Source organism: Streptomyces sp. NPDC005181 (assembly GCF_040608395.1).
In the GTDB taxonomy this organism is placed as follows: domain Bacteria; phylum Actinomycetota; class Actinomycetes; order Streptomycetales; family Streptomycetaceae; genus Streptomyces.
In genome coordinates this window covers 16,649-37,289 of record NZ_JBEXID010000068.1, presented here as the reverse complement: position 1 = coordinate 37,289, position 20,641 = coordinate 16,649, and the positions used below count along the sequence as shown (strand labels likewise).

The following is a 20,641-nucleotide window of genomic DNA, read 5'->3' as shown; positions in this document are numbered from 1 at the left end:
CTCAGGAGGAACGCCCGTGACGCCACCCGGCCACTGCACATCCTGGACATTCCATGATCAGAAAACGGTCATACCCGCTTCACGCCGAGGCCCTGGGGGGCGGCTCAGCGGCGGTAGCCCCAGGACGACTGCGAAATTCAGACACACGTAGCGGGGCCGAACACCTGCGTGCAGAGTGCGGGGCCGGAGACTGTTGAGCTTGGCTCGCCATTTCGCACCGTACAAACTGCAGTTTATGGAGTGTCTCGACTTTCTTCGGAGCACGAAGCCCAGCTAAGGGCTGTCCCGTAATCCCTGGCGGGCGCACGACGACAGCTACGGCACATCGCTGCGTTGCCGGAACGCCCGAATACGCCCAATATGAGGACGCTCCTCCGCCTTGCAATGCACCACATCTGACGCCGCGCGCTGATCCACCAGGGATTACGGGACAGCCCTTAGGAAGAAAGCCAGAAAGAGCCCTTCTTCGACTCTCCGTCAAGCTGCAGCCAGCTGACGGACGACGGCCTCGGCGACGGCCCTGGCGCTGCCCGGGTTCTGCCCCGTTATCAGTCGTCCTTCTTCGACGACATAGGTTTCGAACGGCTTATCGGCCGTACTGTACTGGGCGCCAAGCTTCTTCAGCTCGTCCTGCAGATTGTAGGGAACCGCTTCAGCCCTGTTCGCCAGTTCCTCTTCGGGCCAGGAGAAGCCGGTGACCCTCTTGCCCTTCACCAGGGGCTCACCATTGCTCAAAGTCACGTTCAGCAAGCCGGTTGCGCCATGGCAGACCGTCGACACCACTCGACCGGTCTCGTAGAACTTGGCCATCAAGCTTTCCAAGTCCTCGCTCTGGGGAAAGTCGAACATAACCCCATGACCGCCGGTGAGGTAAATGGCGTCGTAATCTTCGATGTTCACCTCTGAGATCTTCTTGGTGTCCTCGAGGAGATTCATGAACCTTCTGTTCCCGTAGCGCTTCCCCGTGTCCAGCTCCGTCAGAACATCGTGCGACAGGCTCTCCGGGTCGAGGGGAACTTTCCCTCCGGACGGGCTTGCGATGTCCATCGCGAACCCGCTCGGCTCGGCCACGTCCCAGAAGTGGGTCAACTCTCCGAGCCAGAGCCCCGTCCGCATGCCTACTTTTTCATATTCATCGACATTGGTGACGATGACCAGAATTTTTTTGGTTGCAGCCATGATGCGGCACCTCCGCTTACACCTCTGCTTCATCAACCGTAGACCTGACGGGCTCGGCCAACTACCGGAGACTGCAGGTGGCGAGCTGCGCGCATTCCGTAATCGGTTTCCAGTCGACTTCGACGCCTCCCCACAAGTCGCAGACGGCCCGGAGCGCCGGGCCCGACGGTTCGCTCCTGATCCGCTCAGGCGAACACCGGTTCCGGGAGGGGCGGTTCGACCTCCGTATCCCACAACTCCTTGGAGGTGACGCCGAGGTACGTGAATCCGATGACGACGTGACCGGCCGGTTCCGTATCCAGGTGACCAACCGGCGCTTCGGTCCATTGTTCGGATACGAGGGACCGTTTCGCGCCCATTACGTCGACGCCCGTCGGCACGGCGTCCGCGCGGGCCTGCGCCCCGTACGGGGTGAGGTACCGGTGCCGCCTTGGCAGTGCTTCAAGGCTGTGAAACGGTAGCTTTATGACACATATGTCCGGCGTCTGCACATCGATCTCGAACGGGTGAGCCCGGCTGCCTGTCGGGGGTCCCCCGTATCCAGGCTCCCGTTCGGGAGAAGGAACTGCCATGACGACGACCGACCACGCTCACGACCGCGACGACCACAGGGATCCCACCCTGTACCGCACTCCGGCGGACGCCGTCGCCGCACCCCCGGAGAAGCTCGCCTATGTCGTCGGTTTCGACCCGACCGCAGAGCGCGCGGACGCGTTGTTCACCGTCGGCACCGACCCCGAATCCCCCGCGTACGGCCGCGTGACCTCCCACGCCGAGCTGCCCGACCTGGGCAACGAACTGCACCACTTCGGCTGGAACGCCTGCTCGAGCGCGCTGGCGCATGCCGGTCATCATCACGCTGCGCGGCGCTACCTCGTCGTCCCGGGACTGCGCTCCTCCCGGCTGCACGTCTTCGACACCAGCCCCGATCCCGCCCGCCCCCGTCTGGTCAAGGTGGTCGAGCCCGAGGAATTGGCTGCCAAGGCCGGTTATTCGCGTCCGCACACACTGCACTGCGGTCCCGACGGGGTGTTCCTGTCCTGCCTGGGCGGCGCGGACGGTGCGGACGGGCCTGGCGGCGTCGCGCTGCTGGACCACGAAAGCTTCGAAGTGCTGCGCGCCTGGGAGAGCGACCGCGGACCACAGCGGTTCGCCTACGACGTCTGGTGGCATCTGCGCCAGAACATCGCCGTGACCAGCGAGTGGGGGACCCCCTCGATGATCGAGGACGGCCTTGTCCCCGAACTGCTGCTGGGTCGCCAATACGGCCACTCACTGCACTTCTGGGAGCTGGACTCCGGCCGGCACCTGCAGCGCGTCGATCTGGGGGATGAGAACCAGATGGTGCTGGAGCTGCGTCCCGCGCACGACCCCGAGGCAACGTGGGGGTTCACAAACACCGTGGTCAACGTAGAGGACCTATCGGCGTCGGTGTGGCTGTGGAACCGCGAGGGCGAGGACTTCGTGGTCCGCAAGGTGATCACCATCCCGGCCGAGCCCGCGCAAATGGAGGATCTGCCCCCGGCGCTGCAGCCGTTCGGTGCCGTGCCCCCATTGATCACCGACATCAACCTGTCGGTGGACGACCAGTGGCTGTACGTATCCGCATGGGGAACCGGCGAGCTGCTCCAGTACGACGTGAGCGATCCGTTCCATCCGCGGCAGACCTCGTCCGTCCGACTTGGCGGCGTCGTCGGCGGACAGCCGCATCCCGCCGCCCCAGATATTGCGCTGACCGGCGGAGCGCAGATGGTCGAGCTCAGCCGCGACGGGCGGCGCTTGTACCTGACGAACTCCTTGTACTCCGCCTGGGACGCGCAGCTCTATCCCGTGGGCATCGACCCGTGGATGGTCAAACTCGACGCCGACACCTCACACGGCGGGCTCTCCGTCGACAGCCGCTTCTTCCCGCACGGCCGGGACTTCCTCGGCTTGCGCGTGCACCAGACGCGCCTGCAGGGCGGCGACGCCTCCTCGGATTCGTACTGCTACCGCCGCTGACCGCCCTGCCGGGAGGTCCTGCTCGACCGGCTCGCGACGGACCCGAGTACCACGGCGAGTGAGGCGGAGTGGGTGTGCGTGGCCCGCGGCGAGGCGTACGGGAGAGTCCCGGCGGTCGCGTGGGCCGGACGACGGCGTGACCATCAACGGTCGCCTTCCCGGGCCCAGCCGATCAAGGACGGCACGCCCACTGCGGTGGATCAGGTTGCCGATGGCCAGGTGCGCAGCAGGGCGGCGATCCGGGAGGCGGTGCAGGTGGGGTCGAGGAGAAGGTCGCGCAGTGCGGTGGCGTCGTCGCCGGTGGGTTTGACGTGGAGGCCGGAGGCTTCGAGGTACATGACGCCGGTGGCTGCGGCGACGGCGAGGTTGGAGCGCTCGAGCCAGCGGCAGCGCCCGAGGGTGTGGATCAGGGCAGCGGCCCGTGCGTAGGGGCCGTCATAGACCGGCTGTTCGAGGAGTTCGGCCTGGTGGCGGGCGCATGCTGCGACGGGGACGCCGTAGTCGTCGGGGGCGGGATCGCCCGCACCGGCGAGTTCGGCGACCTGCAGGATCCAGGGGACGTCGATGTGCAGGTCCATCAGGCGGCGTGGGCTCCCGGCGCGGGCCGCTGGGCGCTTTCCGCCTCGTCGAAGAGCTGCTGGTGCTCGTCGAGGAATCTGCGGGCGGCGTCCATGGCGCGTGCGCGCAGGCCGCTGGCGTCTTCCAGGACGAGCTGGGCGAGGTAATCACCCAGGGGCAGACCGCGGTCGACCGCTCGCTTCCTGGCGAGTTCGGCGATTTCGGAATCGACGCGGGCACCCAATTGTGTCTTCGACATCCTCCGATGGTAACAGGTGTTACCACGATGTGCCGTGCCTGCGGCGATCATGCTCCAGCGAGCCTGATGACGCCCGGTCGACTCTGCGATGAAAGGGCCTGTCTGAGGCCCTGCACCAGCAACGACGAACGGACCTCGGCGCTGACAGACGTCCTCCAGACCTGGAGCCTGACGCGAGAGGGGCCGTGGCGCCTTCGGGTGACCAGCCTGCGAATCACCCCGCACCGGCAGTCTCGCCGGCGGTGGCGGCGCGCCGCCAAGGGGGAAGCCCCCGGCGCCGGCCCCATGAGGAGCGAGCCGCCGTCCAAGGAGTGACCGGGCCGTCCTGACCGACTGAGGTCGGTCCGATCATGGGAGTGATCTCCTCATGACCAGTACGATGCACGCCGTCCGCGCCCACCGGCGGGGCGGCCCCGAACAATTCGTCTACGAGTCGGCCCCACGCCCCGAACCGGCAAGCGGCGAAGTGCTCGTCGCGGTACACGCCGCCTCCATCACCGCCGGCGAACTCGAATGGGACGCCAGCTGGACCGACAGCTTCGACGGGACGGGACGCGACCGTACACCGACCGTTCCCTCGCACGAGGTGTCCGGCGTTGTGGCCGAAGTCGGCACCGGAGTGACCGATCTCGCTGTCGGCGACGAGGTCTACGGGCTGATCCCGTTCACCCTCGACGGTGCCGCAGCCGAGTACGTTACCGTTCCCGCGAGCATGCTCGCCGCGAAGCCGTCCCGGCTGAACCACGACCGCACCGCGGCTGTGCCGCTCGCCGCCCTTACCGCTTGGCAGGCGCTGGTCGACCATGCCGCGCTGCAACCGGGACAGCACGTCCTGGTCCACGGCGGCGCCGGCGGTGTGGGCACCTTCGCCGTGCAGATGGCTACGGCACTGGGCGGGCATGTGACCGCCACCGCCTCGGCGCGCGATACGGACTTCGTCACCTACCTCGGCGCGCAGCGGGTCATCGACTACCGGGCCGAGCGGTTCGAGGACCTGGTGCGGGACGCCGACGTGGTGCTCGACCTGGTGGGCGGAGAGACGCTGGACCGCTCCTGGGAAACTCTGCGCCCGGGCGGAATCCTCATCAGCATCGTGCAGCCGCCGAACCCTGAGAAAGCCGCAGCCCACAACGTTCGTGCTCTGTTCTTCATCGTCGAACCCGACCGGGCCGGTCTTGTGGCCATCGCCGAACTGATCGACGAAGGCAGACTGACGCCGGTGGTGGACCGCGTGGTGCCACTCACCGAGACCCGCGCGGCCTACGAAGCACTCACGACCGAGCACCCTCGCGGCAAGGTCGTCCTCCATGTGGACGGCGAGGCAAGCGCCTAGCCGGCCAGAGCCTGGTGGTTGGCGGTCTGGTCGGCGTTCTCCGGGATGACCGCTGATGCGGGTGTCGCGCAGGTGCACGCATCGTCGCCGCCGGGTCCGACGGTGTTCGGCCCGGCGCGGACCGCCGTTGCCTTCCCGCACGCTTTGCCGACTGCCTTTCCGTGCGGCGGCATGACCGACCTTAAGTGGTCTTTAGCCGGGTGCGGAGGGGCCCGTATTCTTGTCCCATGACCCCGGAGGACCTGGCCAACCTGCGGCACCTGCGGCGGGCGCGGGACCTGATCGACCGGGAGTACGCGCGTCCGCTCGATGTGCCGACGATGGCCCGCCACGCGCTGATGTCCCCCGCACACTTCTCGCGGCAGTTCCGGGCGGCCTACGGCGAGACGCCGTACAGCTATCTCATGACCCGCCGGATCGAGCGCGCGATGGCGCTGCTGCGGGCCGGGATGAGCGTGACCGACGCCTGCATGACGGTCGGCTGTACCTCGCTCGGATCGTTCAGCTCGCGCTTCACCGAGCTGGTGGGCGAGACGCCGAGCGCGTACCGGGTCCGCGAGCACTCCGCCGTGATGGCGATGCCCACGTGCGTGGCGAAGCTGCGCACCCGGCCGAGCAGGGCCGGGTCACCGTCGAGCAGGATTGGAGAAGCGGGCGACCCGACCGCCGCCTAGCCTTGCTCGCATGGACATCGCACTTCAGTACTGCAACATCACCGTCAACGACCTGGACGACTCGCTCGCCTTCTACCGCGACGCGCTCGGCCTGGAGGTGCGCAATGACGTGGCCTCGGGCGGCTTCCGCTGGGTCACCCTCGGCAGCGCCACCCAGCCGGGCCTGGAGATCGTCGTCTCCGAGCCGCACGCCGGCCGCTCGCAGGCCGACGGTGACGCCCTCCAGGCGCTGCTGACCAAGGGCGTCCTGCCGATGCTCGTCTTCCGCACCGACGATCTCGACGCCACCTTCGAGAAGGTCCGGGCCTCCGGCGCCGAGGTGCTCCAGGAGCCGATCGACCAGGCCTGGGGCCCGCGGGACTGCGCTTTCCGCGACCCCTCGGGCAACATGGTGCGGATCTCGCAGGCGAAGAGGTAGCCCTGATCGGGTTTCCGCAGCGGTGAGCCGCTGCGGAAACTGAACCGGCACCACCGAGCAGCGCCACGAACACCGTGCCGGGGATCGAATACCGGAAGGCGTTCGGCCTGGTGGAGGAGCACTTCCCGGGTTCCGCGACCGACGGGACGGGCGCCCGGACCGTATGCGTCGCCCCGGACGGGCAGCAACTCACCGCAGCCGACAATCGGGCGGCGGTCGGCAGGACCGTGGACGAGGTGGCCGACGAATCTCAGGTCGCCAGTGCGATGGGACCGTTCCGGGCGAGCGCGGTGAGTGAGTACGGATCGACGGCGTACGCGCCCGTCTCCTACAAGCTGCCGCAGCCGACCTCACCGGCGTCGGCAAGCAGTCGCTGGAGGATGCCGTCGGTCAGACGGCCCGCAACGCGGGTCTCGCCGTCGAGGCCGGCGGAAATGCGCTGGCGAGCGAGCCCTCGGCGGGAGGCTCGGCCGAGGCGATCGGCATCGCCGCCGTCGTGCCTGCTGATCACCTTTGGTTCGCCGGCAGCAGCCGGGCTCACGTCGCTCGCCGCAATCCTCGGCGTCGGCACAGCCTCGATCATGGCCCTGACCCGCATATATTCGGCCGACAAGGCCTGCAGCAACGGGCCCTGCCGCGATACCCGCGATGCCGGGGCCATCCGGCATCGTCCCGGAGAAGAACAACTGCCAGGCCGTCTGCCTGCGCAAGGGACCACGCGGCGAACAGCGACCCGACTTCGACAGGCCGCGCCGGGAGTTCTTCGTATGCCCAGCCTCCCGGGTCTTTCAAGAGATCAGGAATATCCTGAACAGTAACTTCTTGTCCGGTTATATCTATCGGGGATCCCGCTCCCGGAAACGGCCGTACGAACCCTGCTTCCGACCAGTGCTCGACCGGTCACACGCCGCCCCCTTCCCCTTGCTCTACAACGGAGAGATCCATGAACACCATGCGTGTCGCCCAGGTCAACGCCGCGGGCGGGAAGTTCGAAATCGTCGAGCGGGAACTCCTGCAGCCCGGCCCCGGCCACGTCCGAATCACCGTCGAGGCAGTGGGCATCTGTCACAGCGATGCGGGCTTCGTCTACGCCGGCTTTCCCGGCGTACAGTTCCCGCTGGTCACCGGCCACGAGGTCGCTGGGCGGATCGACGCCCTCGGCGAAGGTGTGATCGGATGGGAGGTCGGCGACCGCGTCGAGGTCGGCTGGTTCGGCGGCCACTGCGGCCACTGCCTGCCCTGCCGTGAAGGTGACTTCATCAACTGCCAGAACCTTCAGGTTCCAGGCTGGGCCTATGCCGGTGGCTTCGCCGACGCCATGGTGGCCCCGGATACCGCACTCTCGCGCATTCCTGACGGCATGTCGGCCGTCGACGCCGCGCCGCTCGGCTGCGCCGGCGTCACCACTTTCAACGCTCTGCGGCGCAGCTCTGCCCGGCCCGGTGATCTCGTAGCGATCCTCGGCGTCGGCGGCCTGGGACACCTCGGTGTCCAGTACGCCAACCAGTTCGGCTTCGACACCGTCGCAATCGCCCGCGGCAACGAGAAGGAGCCACTGGCCCGAGAGCTCGGCGCCCGGCATTACATCGACAGCAGCGCCGCCAACGTCGCCGAAGCTCTCCAAGCACTGGGGGGCGCCCGCGTCGTGCTCGCCACGGCGGCCAACTCCGACGCGATGTCTGCCACCGTCGACGGCCTGAGTCACCGTGGGCAGCTGATCGTCCTGGGCGTCGTCCCCGAGCCTCTGCAGATCAGCCCGCTCCAGCTGATCTCGGGAAGCCGCTCCGTCCACGGCCACCCGTCCGGCACCGCCCAGGACGTCCAGGACACCATGGCGTTCAGCGCGCAGACCGGGGTAAAGCCGATGGTGGAGACGATGCCGCTGGAAGAAGTCAACGACGCGTTCCAGCGGATGCTCAGCGGCGCCGCCCGTTTCCGTATGGTGCTCACCACCGGAAACTGACCACCAGCCGCAACCAGGTGCGCGGAGCGGATCGACGTGCCTTCCCTCCGCGCCCCGGCACCGGCGGCGAACGCGTCGTCGGCGGGTGCCGGCACTGCTCAGGAACGGGGCGGGCCCGCACGCTTTGTGCGCATCCGATTCCGCGAAGGCGCGAGCGAGGCCCCGAACTCTCAGCCGGTGCACGACAGATGTCAGCCTGCTGCCGGCCGACCTGGGGCTGTCCGCCACACGACGCAGGACAGCTGTAACACCGACGCCCGGACCGCTTGCTTGTGGTCCCCGGCTGCGGCAGCCGGCGGAGCGGTCGACAACCGTGCGCAGCGTTTCCGAGCCATGGCCACGTCTCTCAGGGGTGCATGCGCGCGCCCTTGAGTACCTTGTCCACCGCGTTACGCGCCCCGTATACGGCCATCCCCACCAGATCGAGCTGGTCTTTTCCCACGCCTCGTACAACTGCCCGATTGTCCCGGTCATTGCCCGTGCTGAACAGGCCCGACGTGAACACGGCCGTCGGTAGCGAGCGGTACAGCGCACGACTGTGCGCAGCCGTCAGCGTCTCCTTTGTCCCTTCGAAGACCAGCACGGGCTGGCGGAACATCGACAGATACGCCGTGTCGTCAGCATCCGTGTACTGCTCGCCGATCACCTCGGGTGACGCCGTGCCGAGCCCACTGACCAGGAAGGCGGTCACATTCAGCCGTTGCCAGGGCTCAAGGTCGTCGCGCAGCAGAACGGCGATCTTGGTGTGGAAGCGGACAGGCACGTTCTTCTCTCCCGCACCGGCCTCGACCCCGGCCCCAGTTCCCGTTCCCGCCTCGGTTTCATTCTTGGTTCTCATGCTCTGAGACTGCAGGGCGCAGGCCCTACCCGTCTTGTACGTTCTTTGCGTGATGCCGCAGCAGGAGATTTCCGCTTGGCGCCCGCCGGTCGCAGGTGTTGAGGAGGTACTGCATGCCCACTTCACCGAGCACGCGTACCCCATGCACGTCCACGACGCCTGGACGCTGCTGATCGTCGACGACGGCGCGGTCCGCTACGACCTGGACCGCTACGAGCGCGGCACACCGAACGACACCGTGAGCCTGCTCCCGCACAACGGCTCGTCCGCCACCCCTCACGGCTTTCGCAAGCGCGTGCTCTACCTCGACATGACACAGCTGGACGAGCGTTTCATCGGGCCGGCGGTGGACGGCCCGGACCTCACCGATCCCGTCCTGCGCAGACGCGTCGGACAACTCCACAAGGTCCTCACCATCCGGGGCGCCGAGTTCGAGGCGGAGAGTCGTCTTGCCCTCATCAGCGAGCGGCTGCGCGAGTACCTGCGCCCCAGTCCGGCCTTCGGTCGGGCAGTGCCCGACCGCGACGTTGCCCAGAGCCTGCGTGACCTCCTCGATGAGCGATTGACTGAAGGCATTGCCCTGCACGAGGCCGCGCGCCTGGTCCAGGCCCACCCCGCCCATCTCGTACGTGCCTTCAGCGGCGCGTTCGGTATCGCCCCGCACCAGTACGTGCTCTCCCGCCGCGTCGACCTGGCGCGCCGTCTGCTACTCGACGGACAGCCGCCGGGCGAGGTGGCGACCGCCGCAGGTTTCTATGACCAGTCCCACCTGACCCGGCACTTCAAGCGGGTCGTAGGCACCACTCCGGGGCGGTATGCCCGTACCGGAACTGTCAGATGAGCGCTGATGGCGTGGCCGAAGTCGTCAATACCGCGGCGCTGCGGGCACGACTGCAACAGGTCTACTGGATTGGTGGCGGCAGCGGCGCAGGCAAGTCGACCATGGCCCGCCGCATCGCGGCCCAGCACGGCCTGCACCTGTACGCGACCGACGACGTCATGCAGGATCACGCCAGCCGTAGCACGCCGGAGGACACCCCGCTCCTGAGCCGGTTCAAAGCCATGGACATGGATGAGCGCTGGGTGAACCGGTCTCCGCAGATCATGCTCGAGACCTTCCACTGGTTCCGCGGCGAGGGCTTCGGCCTGATCGTCGAGGACCTGCTGCGGCTGCCGGCGGAAACCGGCGTCATTGCCGAGGGCTTCCGGCTGCTGCCGCACCTCGTCAAACCTCTGCTCGTCGAGCCCTGGCACGCCATCTGGCTCGTGCCGACGCCCAAGTTTCGCAGAGCCGCATTCGACAGTCGCGGCACAACATGGGGCATTCCGCACATGACCAGCGATCCGGAACGGGCCCGGCGCAACCTTCTCGAACGCGACCAGATGTTCACCGACCGCCTCTTCGAGGAGACGAAGCGCCTCGAGCTGCCTGCCATCGAAGTCGACACCACGATGACCGAGGATGAGCTGGCCGAGCAAGTGACGCACATGTTCAAGCTCTGAGCCGTGACGTTCACCGCGTCCGAAGCGCCCTGCAAGAGCGGCGCGAGTGCTGCGGCGCGGTTTAGTGACTGTCTGAGGCGAGTGGACCTGCGACAGGACCGGCCGGTGACGAGTTCGAGGCCACGGTCATGGAGTGGTGCCGGGTGGCGGTTGTTCGCGCCGAACGGCAGCAACGACAGAAGGAGGATTCGGGGAAGAAAAATCTCTTGAACAAGGCAATCCCCCGAGCGCTCTGGAGCGTATCCCGTCTGGAAGCCTCTTCAGGAGGGGAGCTCATGGCGATCTTCAGTTACCTCATCCCCGCGAAACACCATCACGGAAAGGGGGACATGACGTCGAGGCGCTCCGACAGCACTGGAAGGAACCGTCGTCGCCGTCGCCGTCACTCCCACCACGGTCACGGTCACGGTCACGGTCACCACTGGTGACCGCCCAGGACGGCTGAGCGGGCCTGGTTCTCGGCCCGCTCAGCCGGCGATCCTTGAGGAACGTGTCCATGAGGCATATCTCGCTTCACGTTCTGCCACGGCTGCTGTCGGTGGCCGATGATCCCGCCGCGGTCGTCGCCGCCGCGCCGCCGGTCGCCCCGGGTGCCGCGTTCCGGCGCTTCTGGCCCTACACGCGCGGTGGTCGGCGCTGGCTCATTCCGATACTCGCCTTCAGCATGATCGGACCCCTTGTCGACGCGGCCGAGATCTGGCTCTTCAAGATCGTGGTGGACGACGTCCTCGTTCCACGCGATCTGCGTCCCTTCCTCTGGATCGCCCTGGCATACACCGGCCTCATCATCTGCTCCGGCGTTTTGGAGTTCGCCGACGACGTGACGTCCACATGGGTCAGCGAGCGCTTCCTACTGGCCCTGCGGTCGGATGTGTTCCGGCACGTCCAGGGCCTCTCCCTCGGGTTCTTCGAACGGCGGCGGCTGGGAGACGTGCTGTCGCGCATCACGGGCGATGTCGACGCGGTCGAGACGTTCCTCCTCTCGGGAGTGGCGAACGGCCTCTATTACCTCATCCGGTTGGGCGTCTTCCTTGGTCTGCTGTTCTACCTGCGGTGGGATCTGACCATCCTCGCGCTCGTCATCGTGCCGCTTTTCTGGTGCGCCGCCCGGCGCTTCTCCCGGCTGATCAAGGCCGCATCGCGGGAGCGGCGGCGGCGCAGCGGCTCGATCAGCGCGATCGCCGAGGAGTCGCTCGGCAACATTGCGCTGGTGCAGGCGTACAACCGGCAGGAGTCCGAGGAACGCCGCTTCGAGCGCGAGAGCGTGGGCAAGTTCCGCGCGTCGCTGGCCTCGGCACGCATCCGCGCCGTCTACAGCCCGATCGTCGAAGTCATCGAACTGACCGGCGCGTTGGCCGTCATGGGCCTGGGCACGTGGAAGTTGGCGCAGGGGCAGCTCACGCTGGGCGGGCTGCTGGTCTTCCTCACGCTGCTGAGCAGCCTCTACAGTCCGATCCGCGACCTGTCCCAGCTCACCAACACGTTCTACGCGGCGTCCGCCTCCGCCGAGCGGATCATCGAGTTGCTCGACCAGCGCCCCCACGTCGTCGAAGCCGCCGGCGCCCGGCGGATCGGGCGCGCCCGGGGCAACGTCGAGTTCCACAACGTCTCCTTCCGCTATCCGGGTACGTCGCGGTGGGCACTCTGCAACGTGTCGTTCCACGTGACGCCCGGCGCGACGCTGGCGCTGGTCGGCGCGAGCGGTGCCGGTAAATCCACGGTCGGGAAGCTGCAACTGCGCTTCTACGACCCGGATCAGGGGGCCATCCTCCTCGACGGCAGCGACCTCAGGGACCTGCAGCTGGCCGAGCTGCGCGAGAACGTCGCGGTGGTACTGCAGGAGACGCTCGTCTTCCACGGCACCGTACGGGAGAACATTGCCTACGGTCGCCCGGACGCGACAGAGGCTGACATCGTCGCGGCGGCCCGCGCCGCCGATGCCCATGAGTTCATACAGCTGCTTCCCGACGGCTATGACACCGTCGTGGGCCAGCGTGGCCGAACGCTGTCCGGCGGGCAGGCTCAGCGCCTCGCGATCGCCCGCGCGATGATCAGGGACGCCCCCGTACTGCTCCTGGACGAACCGACCACCGGCCTGGACGCCCAGTCGGGCATGCGGATCATGGAACCGCTGCGCCGGCTCATGGCCGGGCGGACCACCATCGTTATCTCCCACAATCTGCTCACCGTCCGAGACGCCACATCCACCGTGGTACTGGACCACGGCCGGGTCGTCGAGCGCGGCACGCACGAAGACCTGCTCCTGCGCGGCGGGACCTACGCCCGACTTCACCTGCTGAACGGAGTGACCGGCCCCGCCCTCGCCGGCTCCCCACCCGCGCGAAAGGTTCCCTCATGAGCCGAGCCACAGCACGACCGGCTCCGCCCCTCGCGCCCGGATCGAGTCCCGCGCCAGGGTACGAGGTCCTGGCGCACCTGGCGCGGACCGGCTGGCTCGACCTCTACGACGCCTGGAGCGAGGAACGGGACTGCCGATGCGTCGTGAAGGTCCTGCGCCCCGACCGCCGCCACGAGGAGCAGTTGCGCGACCAGCTGCTGCGAGAGGGCCATTGGCTCGCGGCATTCACCCATCCGCATCTGGTCCGCGCGTACGAGACCTTCGAGTCGCCCGAGCCGCTCGTCGTGCTGGAGACGCTGACGGGCGAAACACTGGCCCACCTCGTCGACCGGTTGCGTCGGCGGCCGGCCGCCGAGGACGTGGCCCTCCTCGGCGTGCATCTGTGTTCCGCGATGCACTACCTCCATGGTCACGGCCTACTGCACCTGGACCTCAAGCCGTCCAACGTCGTGGTTGACCGCGGGCACGCCAAAGTGCTCGACCTCAGCGTCGCGCGACCGCCAGGAATCGCCCCTCCGGGTGTCGGTACCTTCTGTTACCTGGCTCCGGAACAGGCACGCGGCGGGCCGCTGTCGGCCGCGGCCGACGTGTGGGGCATCGGCGTCACGTTGTATGAAGTCGCCACCGGCGACGTGCCGTTCGACAGCGGCGTAGCCATGGACGACAGCCACGAGAGCGACGACACCGGAGGTCAGGACGGTTGGTATCCACAGCTTGAAGCACCTGCTCCGCCGATCAGGTCCCGCCGACGCCTCACGAGTGACCTTGCTGCGGCCGTCGACAGCTGCCTCCGGCTCGACCCGGCAGCCAGGCCGACGATCCCCGAACTGGCCGCGGCCCTCGATGCGACTCTGCCTCGGCAACGACGCCACATCGCTCCGTCATCGCTCGACTGATATGGATACGGCAGGCAATCGCTGCCGGAAGCTGCTGCCCGGCCCGACGAGGGGCTGCCGGGCAGCGCCTCTGTGCCTCGCTGCGCGTTTCCTGATTGCCGGGCCGAGTTCCGTACAGCTGTCGTTCTCCGGCACTCGTGGCGCTTCTCCTCTCGCCGATGCCGAAGTCCGGGGCGCTGCGTATGCCCGCCATGCCTTACCGACGCGGGATCCGTCGGTCACCGCCGTTCGCAAGGGCACCTGTGCTGCCTACGCGGGAGCCGAGCCGAGGGTTCATGATCGGCCCGCTTCGGTCCGGTGTGAGCAGGCTCGGCTGCGCCGTACACGTGAGGGGTACCGCTTCCGCCCGGGACGGCCGGCGACACGGGTCCTGGGCCGGGCCTTCGACAGCATCGGGGGCTGCCTGGCGGAGGCAATCCCTGTGGGCTCGTGTTACGTAGGGAGTATGCGCAGGATTGGCATTCCCCTGGAGCGGGTGCCCGACGAAGCGCTGCTCGCCGGCCTCATGACCGGTGATCCCGAGATCGCCGTGGCCTTCGTTCGACGGTTCCAGCGTCGGGTCTTCGGCGTGGCGGTCGCCGTGGTCGGCGACATCCAGCTTGCCGAAGACATCGCCCAGCAGACCTTCGAGCGCGCCTGCCGACACGCACAGGTCTACGACCCGCGCCGGGGATCGGTGCCCACCTGGCTGGCGGCCATCGCGCATAACCTTGCGATTGACGCCGTACGCGCCCGCAAGGCCACTCCAGTCGACCCCGCAGACCTGGAGAACATGATGGAGACCGTCACGAGCACGCCGGAGCAGCATGCGCTCTCCGCCGAAGCCGCGGCGGAACTGCGTCGTGCGGTTGCCTCGGTGCCGCGCGATCAGGCACGTGCTCTGGTGATGGCCGGCATCTACGGGATGACGGCTCAGCAGGTCGCCGACTTCGAGAAGATACCGCTCGGTACCGCCAAGACCCGGATAAGGGCAGCCATGGGCAAGCTCCGCGCGTCCCTCGCAACCAGGCAGGCGGACCACTATGACTGACAACCGTGCGTTCACCTGTGAGCAGCTCCGGGAGATCGGCGCGGAGCTGGCGCTCGGCGTCCTGCCCGCCGAGGAGCGGGCCGGGGCGATAAACCACCTGGAGCGCTGTCCCGCCTGCCGCGAATACGTCCACGAGCTGGCGGCCACGGCGGATGCGCTGCTGGGCCTTGTCCCGGGCAGTGAGCCGCCGGTCGGCTTCGAGGACAGGGTGATCGACCGGCTCGGACTGGCCTCCGGACGACGGCCGCGGCGGAGCGTACTGCAGCGGCGGTTCGCCCTCGCCGCGGCAGCGGCCGCGGCGGGCCTGGCCCTGGGTGGAGGCGGTTGGGCACTGGGCGCATACACCGGTCGTCCGGCCCCGGTCGCGCCGATCGTCTCCCCGGTGCAGCCGCAGCCGCAGCTGCTCACTGCCCAACTCGCCAACGGGGGCGAATCGCTCGGACAGGTCTACCTGTACACCGGGCCCTCGCCCTGGTTGTACATGACGGTGGACGCCGACGGGCACTCCGGCACCGTCCGGTGCCAGCTGCAGCGGGCCGACGGCTCCACCGTCCAGGTCGGTTCCTTCGCCCTCAGCAACTACGGCTACGGCGCCTGGGGCGCGCCCTACCCCGCCGGCACTGCGCCGGTCACCAGTGTGCGGCTGCTCACCGCCGACGGCTCCGTGCTGGCCAGCGCGACGTTCAACCAGTCCCCCCGCTGACGATCTGGCCCAACCGCTCGCCGAGGAACACCCTTTCGCGTGCTGATCGGTCCGGTCAGCTCGTACGACTGTCTCGCCGGCCTCCCCGCCGCACGCCTCGCGCTCGTCCCCCACCGGCAGAACCGCGAGAGCGGCTTCGACGTCCGCGACGACGGCGCGCCGATGGTGGTGGACCCGAGGAGACCTACGCGATCCCGCTCTCCGAGGCCCTGTCGATGCTTCCGGCGCACGACGCGCGGGGCGAGGGCGGCGGTTTCGACGTCGCCGACGAGGAGGACGCGGCGGGCGCAGCCGATCCGCGTCAACGGGGCGTCGTGCGCTGTCTCCTCACCACCAGGCCCCTCGGTGCCTCGATGTGCGCCGTACCGTCGGCGTCGACGGAGATGTCCAGCCGCCCGCCCGCGACGTCGAGCCCCTCGACCTTCAGCGGCCGGTACGCCTCCGCGAACCCGGGCGCGACCGTGAGCGTTCCGCCGGGGACATCGGCGGAGAGACCCAGCACCGACTGGAGGATCAGGACGGATGACGCCGCCGCCCAGGCCTGCGGGCGGCAGGATGCCGGATAGGGCGAGGGCCGGGCGTCGGTCGCCGCTCCATGACCGGCGAACAGTTCCGGAAGCCGCGCGTCGAAGACCGCCGATGCGGTCAGCAAACCCTCGGACAGGGAAGCGGCTGCTTCCGGGAACCCGGCCCTGACCAGGCCGTGCACCGCGATCGCGGTGTCATGCGGCCAGATGGAACCGATGTGATAGCCATACGGGTTGTAGGCCACGGAGTCGCTGCTCAGGGTCCGCAGGCCGTGGCCGGAGTCGAGGTCGGGCGCGCTGAGCCTGGCGGCCAGCAGGGCGCTCTCCTCGTGGTTGAGCAGGCCCATGCCCAGCAGATGACCGAAGCCCGAGGTGACCGAGTCCACCGGCTTCTTCTCCCTGTCGAGCGCCACGGCCGGGTACGGTCCCCGCTCGTCCTCCACCCAGAAGTGTCTGCGGAAACGGTCACGCAACCGCTCGGCCCACTCCTCCCACTGGTCGGCGCCTGGGCGACCGAAGGCGCGCAGCAGGTCCGCGCCGCCGCGGGCCGCCTCGTACGCGTACGCCTGGACCTCGCAGAGCGCGATCGGGGACGCGGCTAGGCGACCGTCGCGATACCGGATGGAGTCGCCCGAGTCCTTCCAGCCTTGGTTGGCCAGGCCCCGTCCGGTGTGGTCGATGTACTTCAGAAAACCGTCCCCGTCCGCGTCTCCGTGGTCGCGCATCCAGGCGAGGGCGGACTCCGCGTGCGGCAGGAGCTGTTCGACCTGCTCGGGCGCAAGGCCCCAGCGCCAGGAGTCGTGGAGCAGGGTGATCCAGAGCGGGGTGGCGTCGACCGTGCCGTAGTAGCAGGGCGGCAAGGCGAAGTTCTCGTTGAAGTTCTGGGTGGCGCGGCGCACTTCGTGCAGGATCTTGCCAGGCTGTTCCTCGGTGTCCTGGTCGGACTTCGTGCCCTGCCGACGGGCAAGCGTGCGCAGCGTACCGGCGGCGAGATCGATGCCCAGCGGCAGCAGCATGCGGGCCGCCCACAGGGAGTCGCGGCCGAAAAGGGTGAGAAACCACGGGGCCCCGGCGGCCAGGAACTGGTCGGCCGGCCTCTCCGGGTCGGTCAGTCGCAGCCGGTCGAGATCGGCTGCCGACTGGCTCAGCCAGTGGTCGAAGCGCCGGTCTGCGCTGCGCAGCACCGGCGTGCGCCAGGGCAGGCTGTCCGCAGGGGGCGCGGGGAACTGGTCGCCGTTCTCATGCGCCGCGTCGCAGCGCAGTACGGCGGTCCATGACGAGCCGGGGGCGAGTTCGACGTCGTACTCCAGCCGTCCGACGCCCGGGTCGACAGCGGCGGGCTCCGGGGAGCTGGTGAGGCGTACGGCGAAGGTGCCCCCGGACCAGTCGAGGCCGCTCTCGGTGGCGGTTGCGGAGACCGGGTTCGGCGCGCGTCCGGACTTGACGCGCTCGATCGGGGCGAGGTCGGTCCCGGCAGTGACGAAAAGCCTGACGCGGACATGCTGCTGCCCGGCGTTGCCGACTTCGAGGGTCTCCTCCAGCCGTCCGGGGCTGACGCGGCGGCGCCGGTGCAGGGTGACCGCCGGGTCGGGCGTCTCCTCACCCAGGCCGCGCAGCACACTGCGGAAGGCCGCCCGGTCCGCTCCTTCGAGGGCTCCCCGTACCGGTGCGATCGCGATTCCATCCGCCGCGACGGTCAGCCGGGCAAGCGCTCTGCTGTCGCCGTGGTAAAAGCCGTCGGCGGCACCGTCGATCTGTCCGTCCGCCTGCGAGATCGCGAAGCTCGGGGCGTACAGCGTCACACAGGCGTCATGCAGGAACGGCTGGAGGCCTTCGGCCCCCGGGCCGCCCCCCGATTCGGAGTTCGTCATGTCGTGCGTCTTGACAGTTGTGTCCAACGGAGCAGAACCTCTCAGGCATTGGAGCGTTCCAAGAACCCTAACGACGACCTCAGGGCGCTGACAACGCTTTTGGAACGCTCCAATGAACTCGCCCGTTCGCACGACCGGTTCCGGAGACACTCATGCCCAGCTCCCCCAACACGCCCGCACCCAAGGCCGGTTCAGTCACCCTGGCCACGGTGGCACAGCGGGCCGGAGTTTCTCCGCAGACAGTATCGAACGCACTCAACTCACCCGAACTCCTGCGTCCGGAAACCCTGGAGCGGGTCCGCCGCACCATCGACGAGCTGGGCTACCGCCCGCACCGAGCGGCTCAGACCCTGCGCACCCGCTCCAGCAAGCTCATCGGGTACGGAATCCGTCCCACTGCCCCGGGCACCTCGGCCCCGGTCATGGACCGGTTTCTGCACGCCCTGTCCCAGACCGCCGACGAGGCCGGTTACCGGATTCTGCTCTTCGCCTCACCCCCCGGCAGTGCCGGCCTCGATGGGTACGAGGAGCTCCTCGACCTGCACAGCGTGGACGGTTTCGTACTGAGCGGCACCGACCGGGGCGACCAGCGCCAGGCCTGGCTGGAGAAGCGCGGTGTGCCCTTCGTGGGCTTCGGCCGGATGTGGTCCGGCCGGCAGATCGGCGATTGGGTGGATGTCGACGGCGCCTCGGGCACGGACGCCGCGGTCGAACATCTGGTGCGTCTGGGCCATCGCAAAATCGCGTTCCTCGGCTGGCCTCGCGGCTCCGGCGTCGGCGACGACCGCGCCATGGGCTGGCAGCGCGCCATGCAACGGCACGGCCTTCCGGTGCGCGGTAAGCGGGCACAGAGCATCGATGACATCGCCTCGGCACAGGCCGCTGTCGGACCACTGCTCGACGCGGGTGCGACAGCCGTGATCGCCGCCAGCGACATGCTGGCGCTGGGCTGCTACCACGCCCTGCGCGAGCGACGAACTGTGCCGGGCAGGGACGTCGCGGTCGTCGGCTTCGACGACTCCCCCACGGCGGCGCTGCTCTCCCCCGGACTGTCCACCGTCGCCCAGCCGTTGGAGGCCGTCGGCCGCGAGTGCGTCCGGCTTCTGCTGGCCCGGATGTCGGAAATCGGCGCTCCGCCCGAGCGCGTCCTGCTCGAACCGTCCCTCGTCGTGCGTGACAGCACCACTAGGTCGGACGACTGAAGCCCCCGCCCGTTCACCCCGATTCACAGCCCGCCCTTCCTGGGCAGCTGAGCCGCAAGCCTCATCCCTCCTGGAGGAATTCATGGGAACCCGTACGGCCGTCGCCGCCTTCGCCACCTGCGCAGCGCTACTGGCCGCCACCGGCTGCTCATCCAGCTTCGGCAGCGACAAGGAGCCGGAGCAGGACAAGGCCGGCAAGCAGAAACTGACGGTACTGATCGCCACCTCGGGGGACGCCGAGACCCAGGCAGTCAAGACCGCCGCCGCCGCGTATGCGAAGAAGTCGGGCAACTCGGTCTCGGTCGAGGTCGCCAAGGACATGAACCAGCAGCTCGCTCAGTCCTTCGCCGGGCACAAGCCGCCGGACGTCTTCTACGTCAACTCCGACCAGTTCGCGAACTACGCCAAAGGCGGCTCGCTGTACCCGTACGGGGACCGGATATCCGACGCCGACGACTTCTCCGAGCAGCTGCGCGCGTCGTTCTCGTACGACGGGAAACTGGTCTGTCTGCCGAAGGACACCTCCACCCTCGCTCTCGCCATCAATACCGACCTGTGGAAGAAGGCCGGGCTGACGGAAAAGGACTATCCGAAGAGCTGGGAGGAGCTGAAGACCGTCGCGGACAAGCTCACCGGCAAGGGCGTCACCGGCTTGGTCACCAGCGACGAGTACCAGCGGCTCGGAGTCTTCATGAAGCAGGCGGGCGGCTGGCTCACCGACCCGGACCAGAAGAACATGACCGCCGACACCCCGGAGAACGCCAGGGGGCTCGACTTCGTCCAGTCCCTGCTGAAGTCCGGCTCGATGAAGTTCGCCAAACAGGTGGACACCAGCTGGGGCGGTGAGGCGCTCGGCAAGGGCAAGGCCGCGATGACCATCGAGGGCAACTGGCTCGAAGGCGGCATGAAGCTCGACTACCCCGATGTGAAGTACGCCGTCGCGCCGCTGCCCGAGGGGCCTGCCGGCAAGGGCACCCTCGCCTTCAGCAACTGCTGGGGAGTCGCCGCCGACAGCGCGCACCGCGCGGCGGGAGTCGACCTCGTGAAGTACCTGACCTCCGCGCAGCAGCAGCTCGACTTCGCCGACGCGTTCGGCGTCATGCCGTCGCGGACGAGCGCGCTCGAGACGTACGCCGAGAAGAAGCCGGCCGCCAAGGCCTGGGTGGACGGCAACGCTTACGCCCAGGGCCCGGTGACAATCGCCGGCTTCGACAAGGTCCTGAGCCAGTTCAACACCGATCTGCAGGCGCTGCGCACCGCCGACCCGAAGAAGATCCTCGCCGACCTTCAGCGCAACGGCGAACAGGCCATCGCGAAGGGCAACTGA

General features: G+C 68.3%; 20 protein-coding genes and 3 pseudogenes. 16 read left to right on the top strand and 7 right to left on the bottom strand.

Translation table 11 applies throughout. The features are described 5' to 3' along the window. Positions 1-477 precede the first annotated feature (477 nt). Positions 478-1,179 carry a type 1 glutamine amidotransferase domain-containing protein gene (locus ABZV38_RS30365; protein WP_356331647.1) on the bottom strand — a complete coding sequence of 234 codons (702 nt, stop codon included), beginning with the start codon at positions 1,177-1,179 and terminating at the stop codon, positions 478-480. A gap of 152 nt (positions 1,180-1,331) precedes the next feature. Between ABZV38_RS30365 and ABZV38_RS30360 the strand changes: the two are divergent. Both ABZV38_RS30360 and ABZV38_RS30355 read left to right on the top strand, forming a co-directional pair. Further along, positions 1,332-1,640 (top strand): annotated as a pseudogene (locus ABZV38_RS30360) (DUF4166 domain-containing protein); the annotation flags it as partial. Positions 1,641-1,749: 109 nt separating this feature from the next. Beyond that, the gene (locus ABZV38_RS30355; RefSeq protein ID WP_356331646.1) at positions 1,750-3,180 is read left to right on the top strand and encodes a selenium-binding protein SBP56-related protein; all 1,431 of its coding nucleotides are present in this window, start codon (positions 1,750-1,752) and stop codon (positions 3,178-3,180) included. 200 nt (positions 3,181-3,380) lie between these two features. On the opposite strand, the gene ABZV38_RS30350 is transcribed toward ABZV38_RS30355, so the two are convergent. Beyond that, positions 3,381-3,758, bottom strand: coding sequence for a fic family toxin-antitoxin system, toxin component (locus ABZV38_RS30350; protein ID WP_356331645.1), 378 nt, complete (start codon positions 3,756-3,758; stop codon positions 3,381-3,383). After that, positions 3,758-3,997 (bottom strand): hypothetical protein, encoded by a 240-nt coding sequence (locus ABZV38_RS30345; protein ID WP_356331644.1) that lies wholly within the window; start codon positions 3,995-3,997, stop codon positions 3,758-3,760. The genes ABZV38_RS30350 and ABZV38_RS30345 overlap by 1 nt, the downstream gene beginning before the upstream one ends. A gap of 367 nt (positions 3,998-4,364) precedes the next feature. Here ABZV38_RS30345 and ABZV38_RS30340 point away from each other — a divergent pair, with 367 nt between their 5' ends. Further along, on the top strand, positions 4,365-5,330 hold the full coding sequence (locus ABZV38_RS30340) for an NADP-dependent oxidoreductase (RefSeq protein ID WP_356331643.1): 966 nt from the start codon (positions 4,365-4,367) through the stop codon (positions 5,328-5,330). Here the strand turns inward: ABZV38_RS30340 and ABZV38_RS30335 are convergent. Further along, positions 5,327-5,503, bottom strand: coding sequence for a hypothetical protein (locus tag ABZV38_RS30335; RefSeq protein WP_356331642.1), 177 nt, complete (start codon positions 5,501-5,503; stop codon positions 5,327-5,329). The genes ABZV38_RS30340 and ABZV38_RS30335 overlap by 4 nt on opposite strands. Before the next feature lie 54 nt (positions 5,504-5,557). Between ABZV38_RS30335 and ABZV38_RS30330 the strand changes: the two genes are divergently transcribed. The 3 genes and pseudogenes from ABZV38_RS30330 to ABZV38_RS30320 form a co-directional block, all read left to right on the top strand. Continuing rightward, entirely contained in the window at positions 5,558-6,004 is a 447-nt protein-coding gene (locus ABZV38_RS30330; protein WP_356331641.1) for a helix-turn-helix transcriptional regulator, read from the top strand. Positions 6,005-6,014: 10 nt separating this feature from the next. Then, a complete protein-coding gene (locus ABZV38_RS30325; protein ID WP_356331640.1) occupies positions 6,015-6,422 on the top strand; it encodes a VOC family protein in 408 nt (135 codons plus the stop codon). 74 nt (positions 6,423-6,496) lie between these two features. Next, positions 6,497-6,724: pseudogene (locus ABZV38_RS30320) on the top strand (MMPL family transporter); the annotation flags it as partial. Positions 6,725-6,750: 26 nt separating this feature from the next. Here ABZV38_RS30320 and ABZV38_RS30315 read toward each other — a convergent pair. Beyond that, positions 6,751-7,005, bottom strand: a complete 255-nt coding sequence (locus tag ABZV38_RS30315) for a hypothetical protein (protein ID WP_356331649.1) — start codon at positions 7,003-7,005, stop codon at positions 6,751-6,753. Positions 7,006-7,365: 360 nt separating this feature from the next. Here ABZV38_RS30315 and ABZV38_RS30310 point away from each other — a divergent pair, with 360 nt between their 5' ends. Next, positions 7,366-8,385: an alcohol dehydrogenase gene (locus ABZV38_RS30310; RefSeq protein WP_356331639.1), complete on the top strand. Its 1,020-nt coding sequence runs from the start codon at positions 7,366-7,368 to the stop codon at positions 8,383-8,385. Between the two features lie 346 nt (positions 8,386-8,731). On the opposite strand, the gene ABZV38_RS30305 is transcribed toward ABZV38_RS30310, so the two are convergent. Next, the gene (locus ABZV38_RS30305) at positions 8,732-9,223 is read right to left on the bottom strand and encodes a DUF2000 domain-containing protein (RefSeq protein ID WP_356331638.1); all 492 of its coding nucleotides are present in this window, start codon (positions 9,221-9,223) and stop codon (positions 8,732-8,734) included. Positions 9,224-9,275: 52 nt separating this feature from the next. Here ABZV38_RS30305 and ABZV38_RS30300 point away from each other — a divergent pair, with 52 nt between their 5' ends. The 7 genes and pseudogenes from ABZV38_RS30300 to ABZV38_RS30270 form a co-directional block, all read left to right on the top strand. Beyond that, on the top strand, positions 9,276-10,064 hold the full coding sequence (locus tag ABZV38_RS30300) for an AraC family transcriptional regulator (RefSeq protein WP_356331648.1): 789 nt from the start codon (positions 9,276-9,278) through the stop codon (positions 10,062-10,064). Positions 10,065-10,075: 11 nt separating this feature from the next. After that, positions 10,076-10,726 carry a hypothetical protein gene (locus ABZV38_RS30295; RefSeq protein ID WP_356331637.1) on the top strand — a complete coding sequence of 217 codons (651 nt, stop codon included), beginning with the start codon at positions 10,076-10,078 and terminating at the stop codon, positions 10,724-10,726. Positions 10,727-11,222: 496 nt separating this feature from the next. Continuing rightward, on the top strand, positions 11,223-13,085 hold the full coding sequence (locus ABZV38_RS30290; protein WP_356331636.1) for an ABC transporter ATP-binding protein: 1,863 nt from the start codon (positions 11,223-11,225) through the stop codon (positions 13,083-13,085). After that, the gene (locus tag ABZV38_RS30285; RefSeq protein WP_356331634.1) at positions 13,082-13,981 is read left to right on the top strand and encodes a serine/threonine-protein kinase; all 900 of its coding nucleotides are present in this window, start codon (positions 13,082-13,084) and stop codon (positions 13,979-13,981) included. The genes ABZV38_RS30290 and ABZV38_RS30285 overlap by 4 nt, the downstream gene beginning before the upstream one ends. 445 nt (positions 13,982-14,426) lie before the next feature. Next, on the top strand, positions 14,427-15,011 hold the full coding sequence (locus tag ABZV38_RS30280; protein WP_356331633.1) for an RNA polymerase sigma factor: 585 nt from the start codon (positions 14,427-14,429) through the stop codon (positions 15,009-15,011). Further along, positions 15,004-15,714, top strand: a complete 711-nt coding sequence (locus tag ABZV38_RS30275; protein ID WP_356331632.1) for a hypothetical protein — start codon at positions 15,004-15,006, stop codon at positions 15,712-15,714. The genes ABZV38_RS30280 and ABZV38_RS30275 overlap by 8 nt, the downstream gene beginning before the upstream one ends. Before the next feature lie 39 nt (positions 15,715-15,753). Further along, positions 15,754-15,995, top strand: a pseudogene (locus ABZV38_RS30270) (phenazine-specific anthranilate synthase component I); the annotation flags it as partial. Positions 15,996-16,015: 20 nt separating this feature from the next. On the opposite strand, the gene ABZV38_RS30265 reads toward ABZV38_RS30270, so the two are convergent. Then, the gene (locus ABZV38_RS30265; RefSeq protein WP_356331631.1) at positions 16,016-18,112 is read right to left on the bottom strand and encodes a glycogen debranching N-terminal domain-containing protein; all 2,097 of its coding nucleotides are present in this window, start codon (positions 18,110-18,112) and stop codon (positions 16,016-16,018) included. Positions 18,113-18,264: 152 nt separating this feature from the next. On the opposite strand from ABZV38_RS30265, the gene ABZV38_RS30260 reads away from it, so the two are divergent. Together ABZV38_RS30260 and ABZV38_RS30255 are read left to right on the top strand one after the other, a co-directional pair. Then, positions 18,265-19,314: a LacI family DNA-binding transcriptional regulator gene (locus ABZV38_RS30260; protein ID WP_356331630.1), complete on the top strand. Its 1,050-nt coding sequence runs from the start codon at positions 18,265-18,267 to the stop codon at positions 19,312-19,314. 82 nt (positions 19,315-19,396) lie between these two features. Further along, on the top strand, positions 19,397-20,641 hold the full coding sequence (locus tag ABZV38_RS30255) for an extracellular solute-binding protein (protein WP_356331629.1): 1,245 nt from the start codon (positions 19,397-19,399) through the stop codon (positions 20,639-20,641).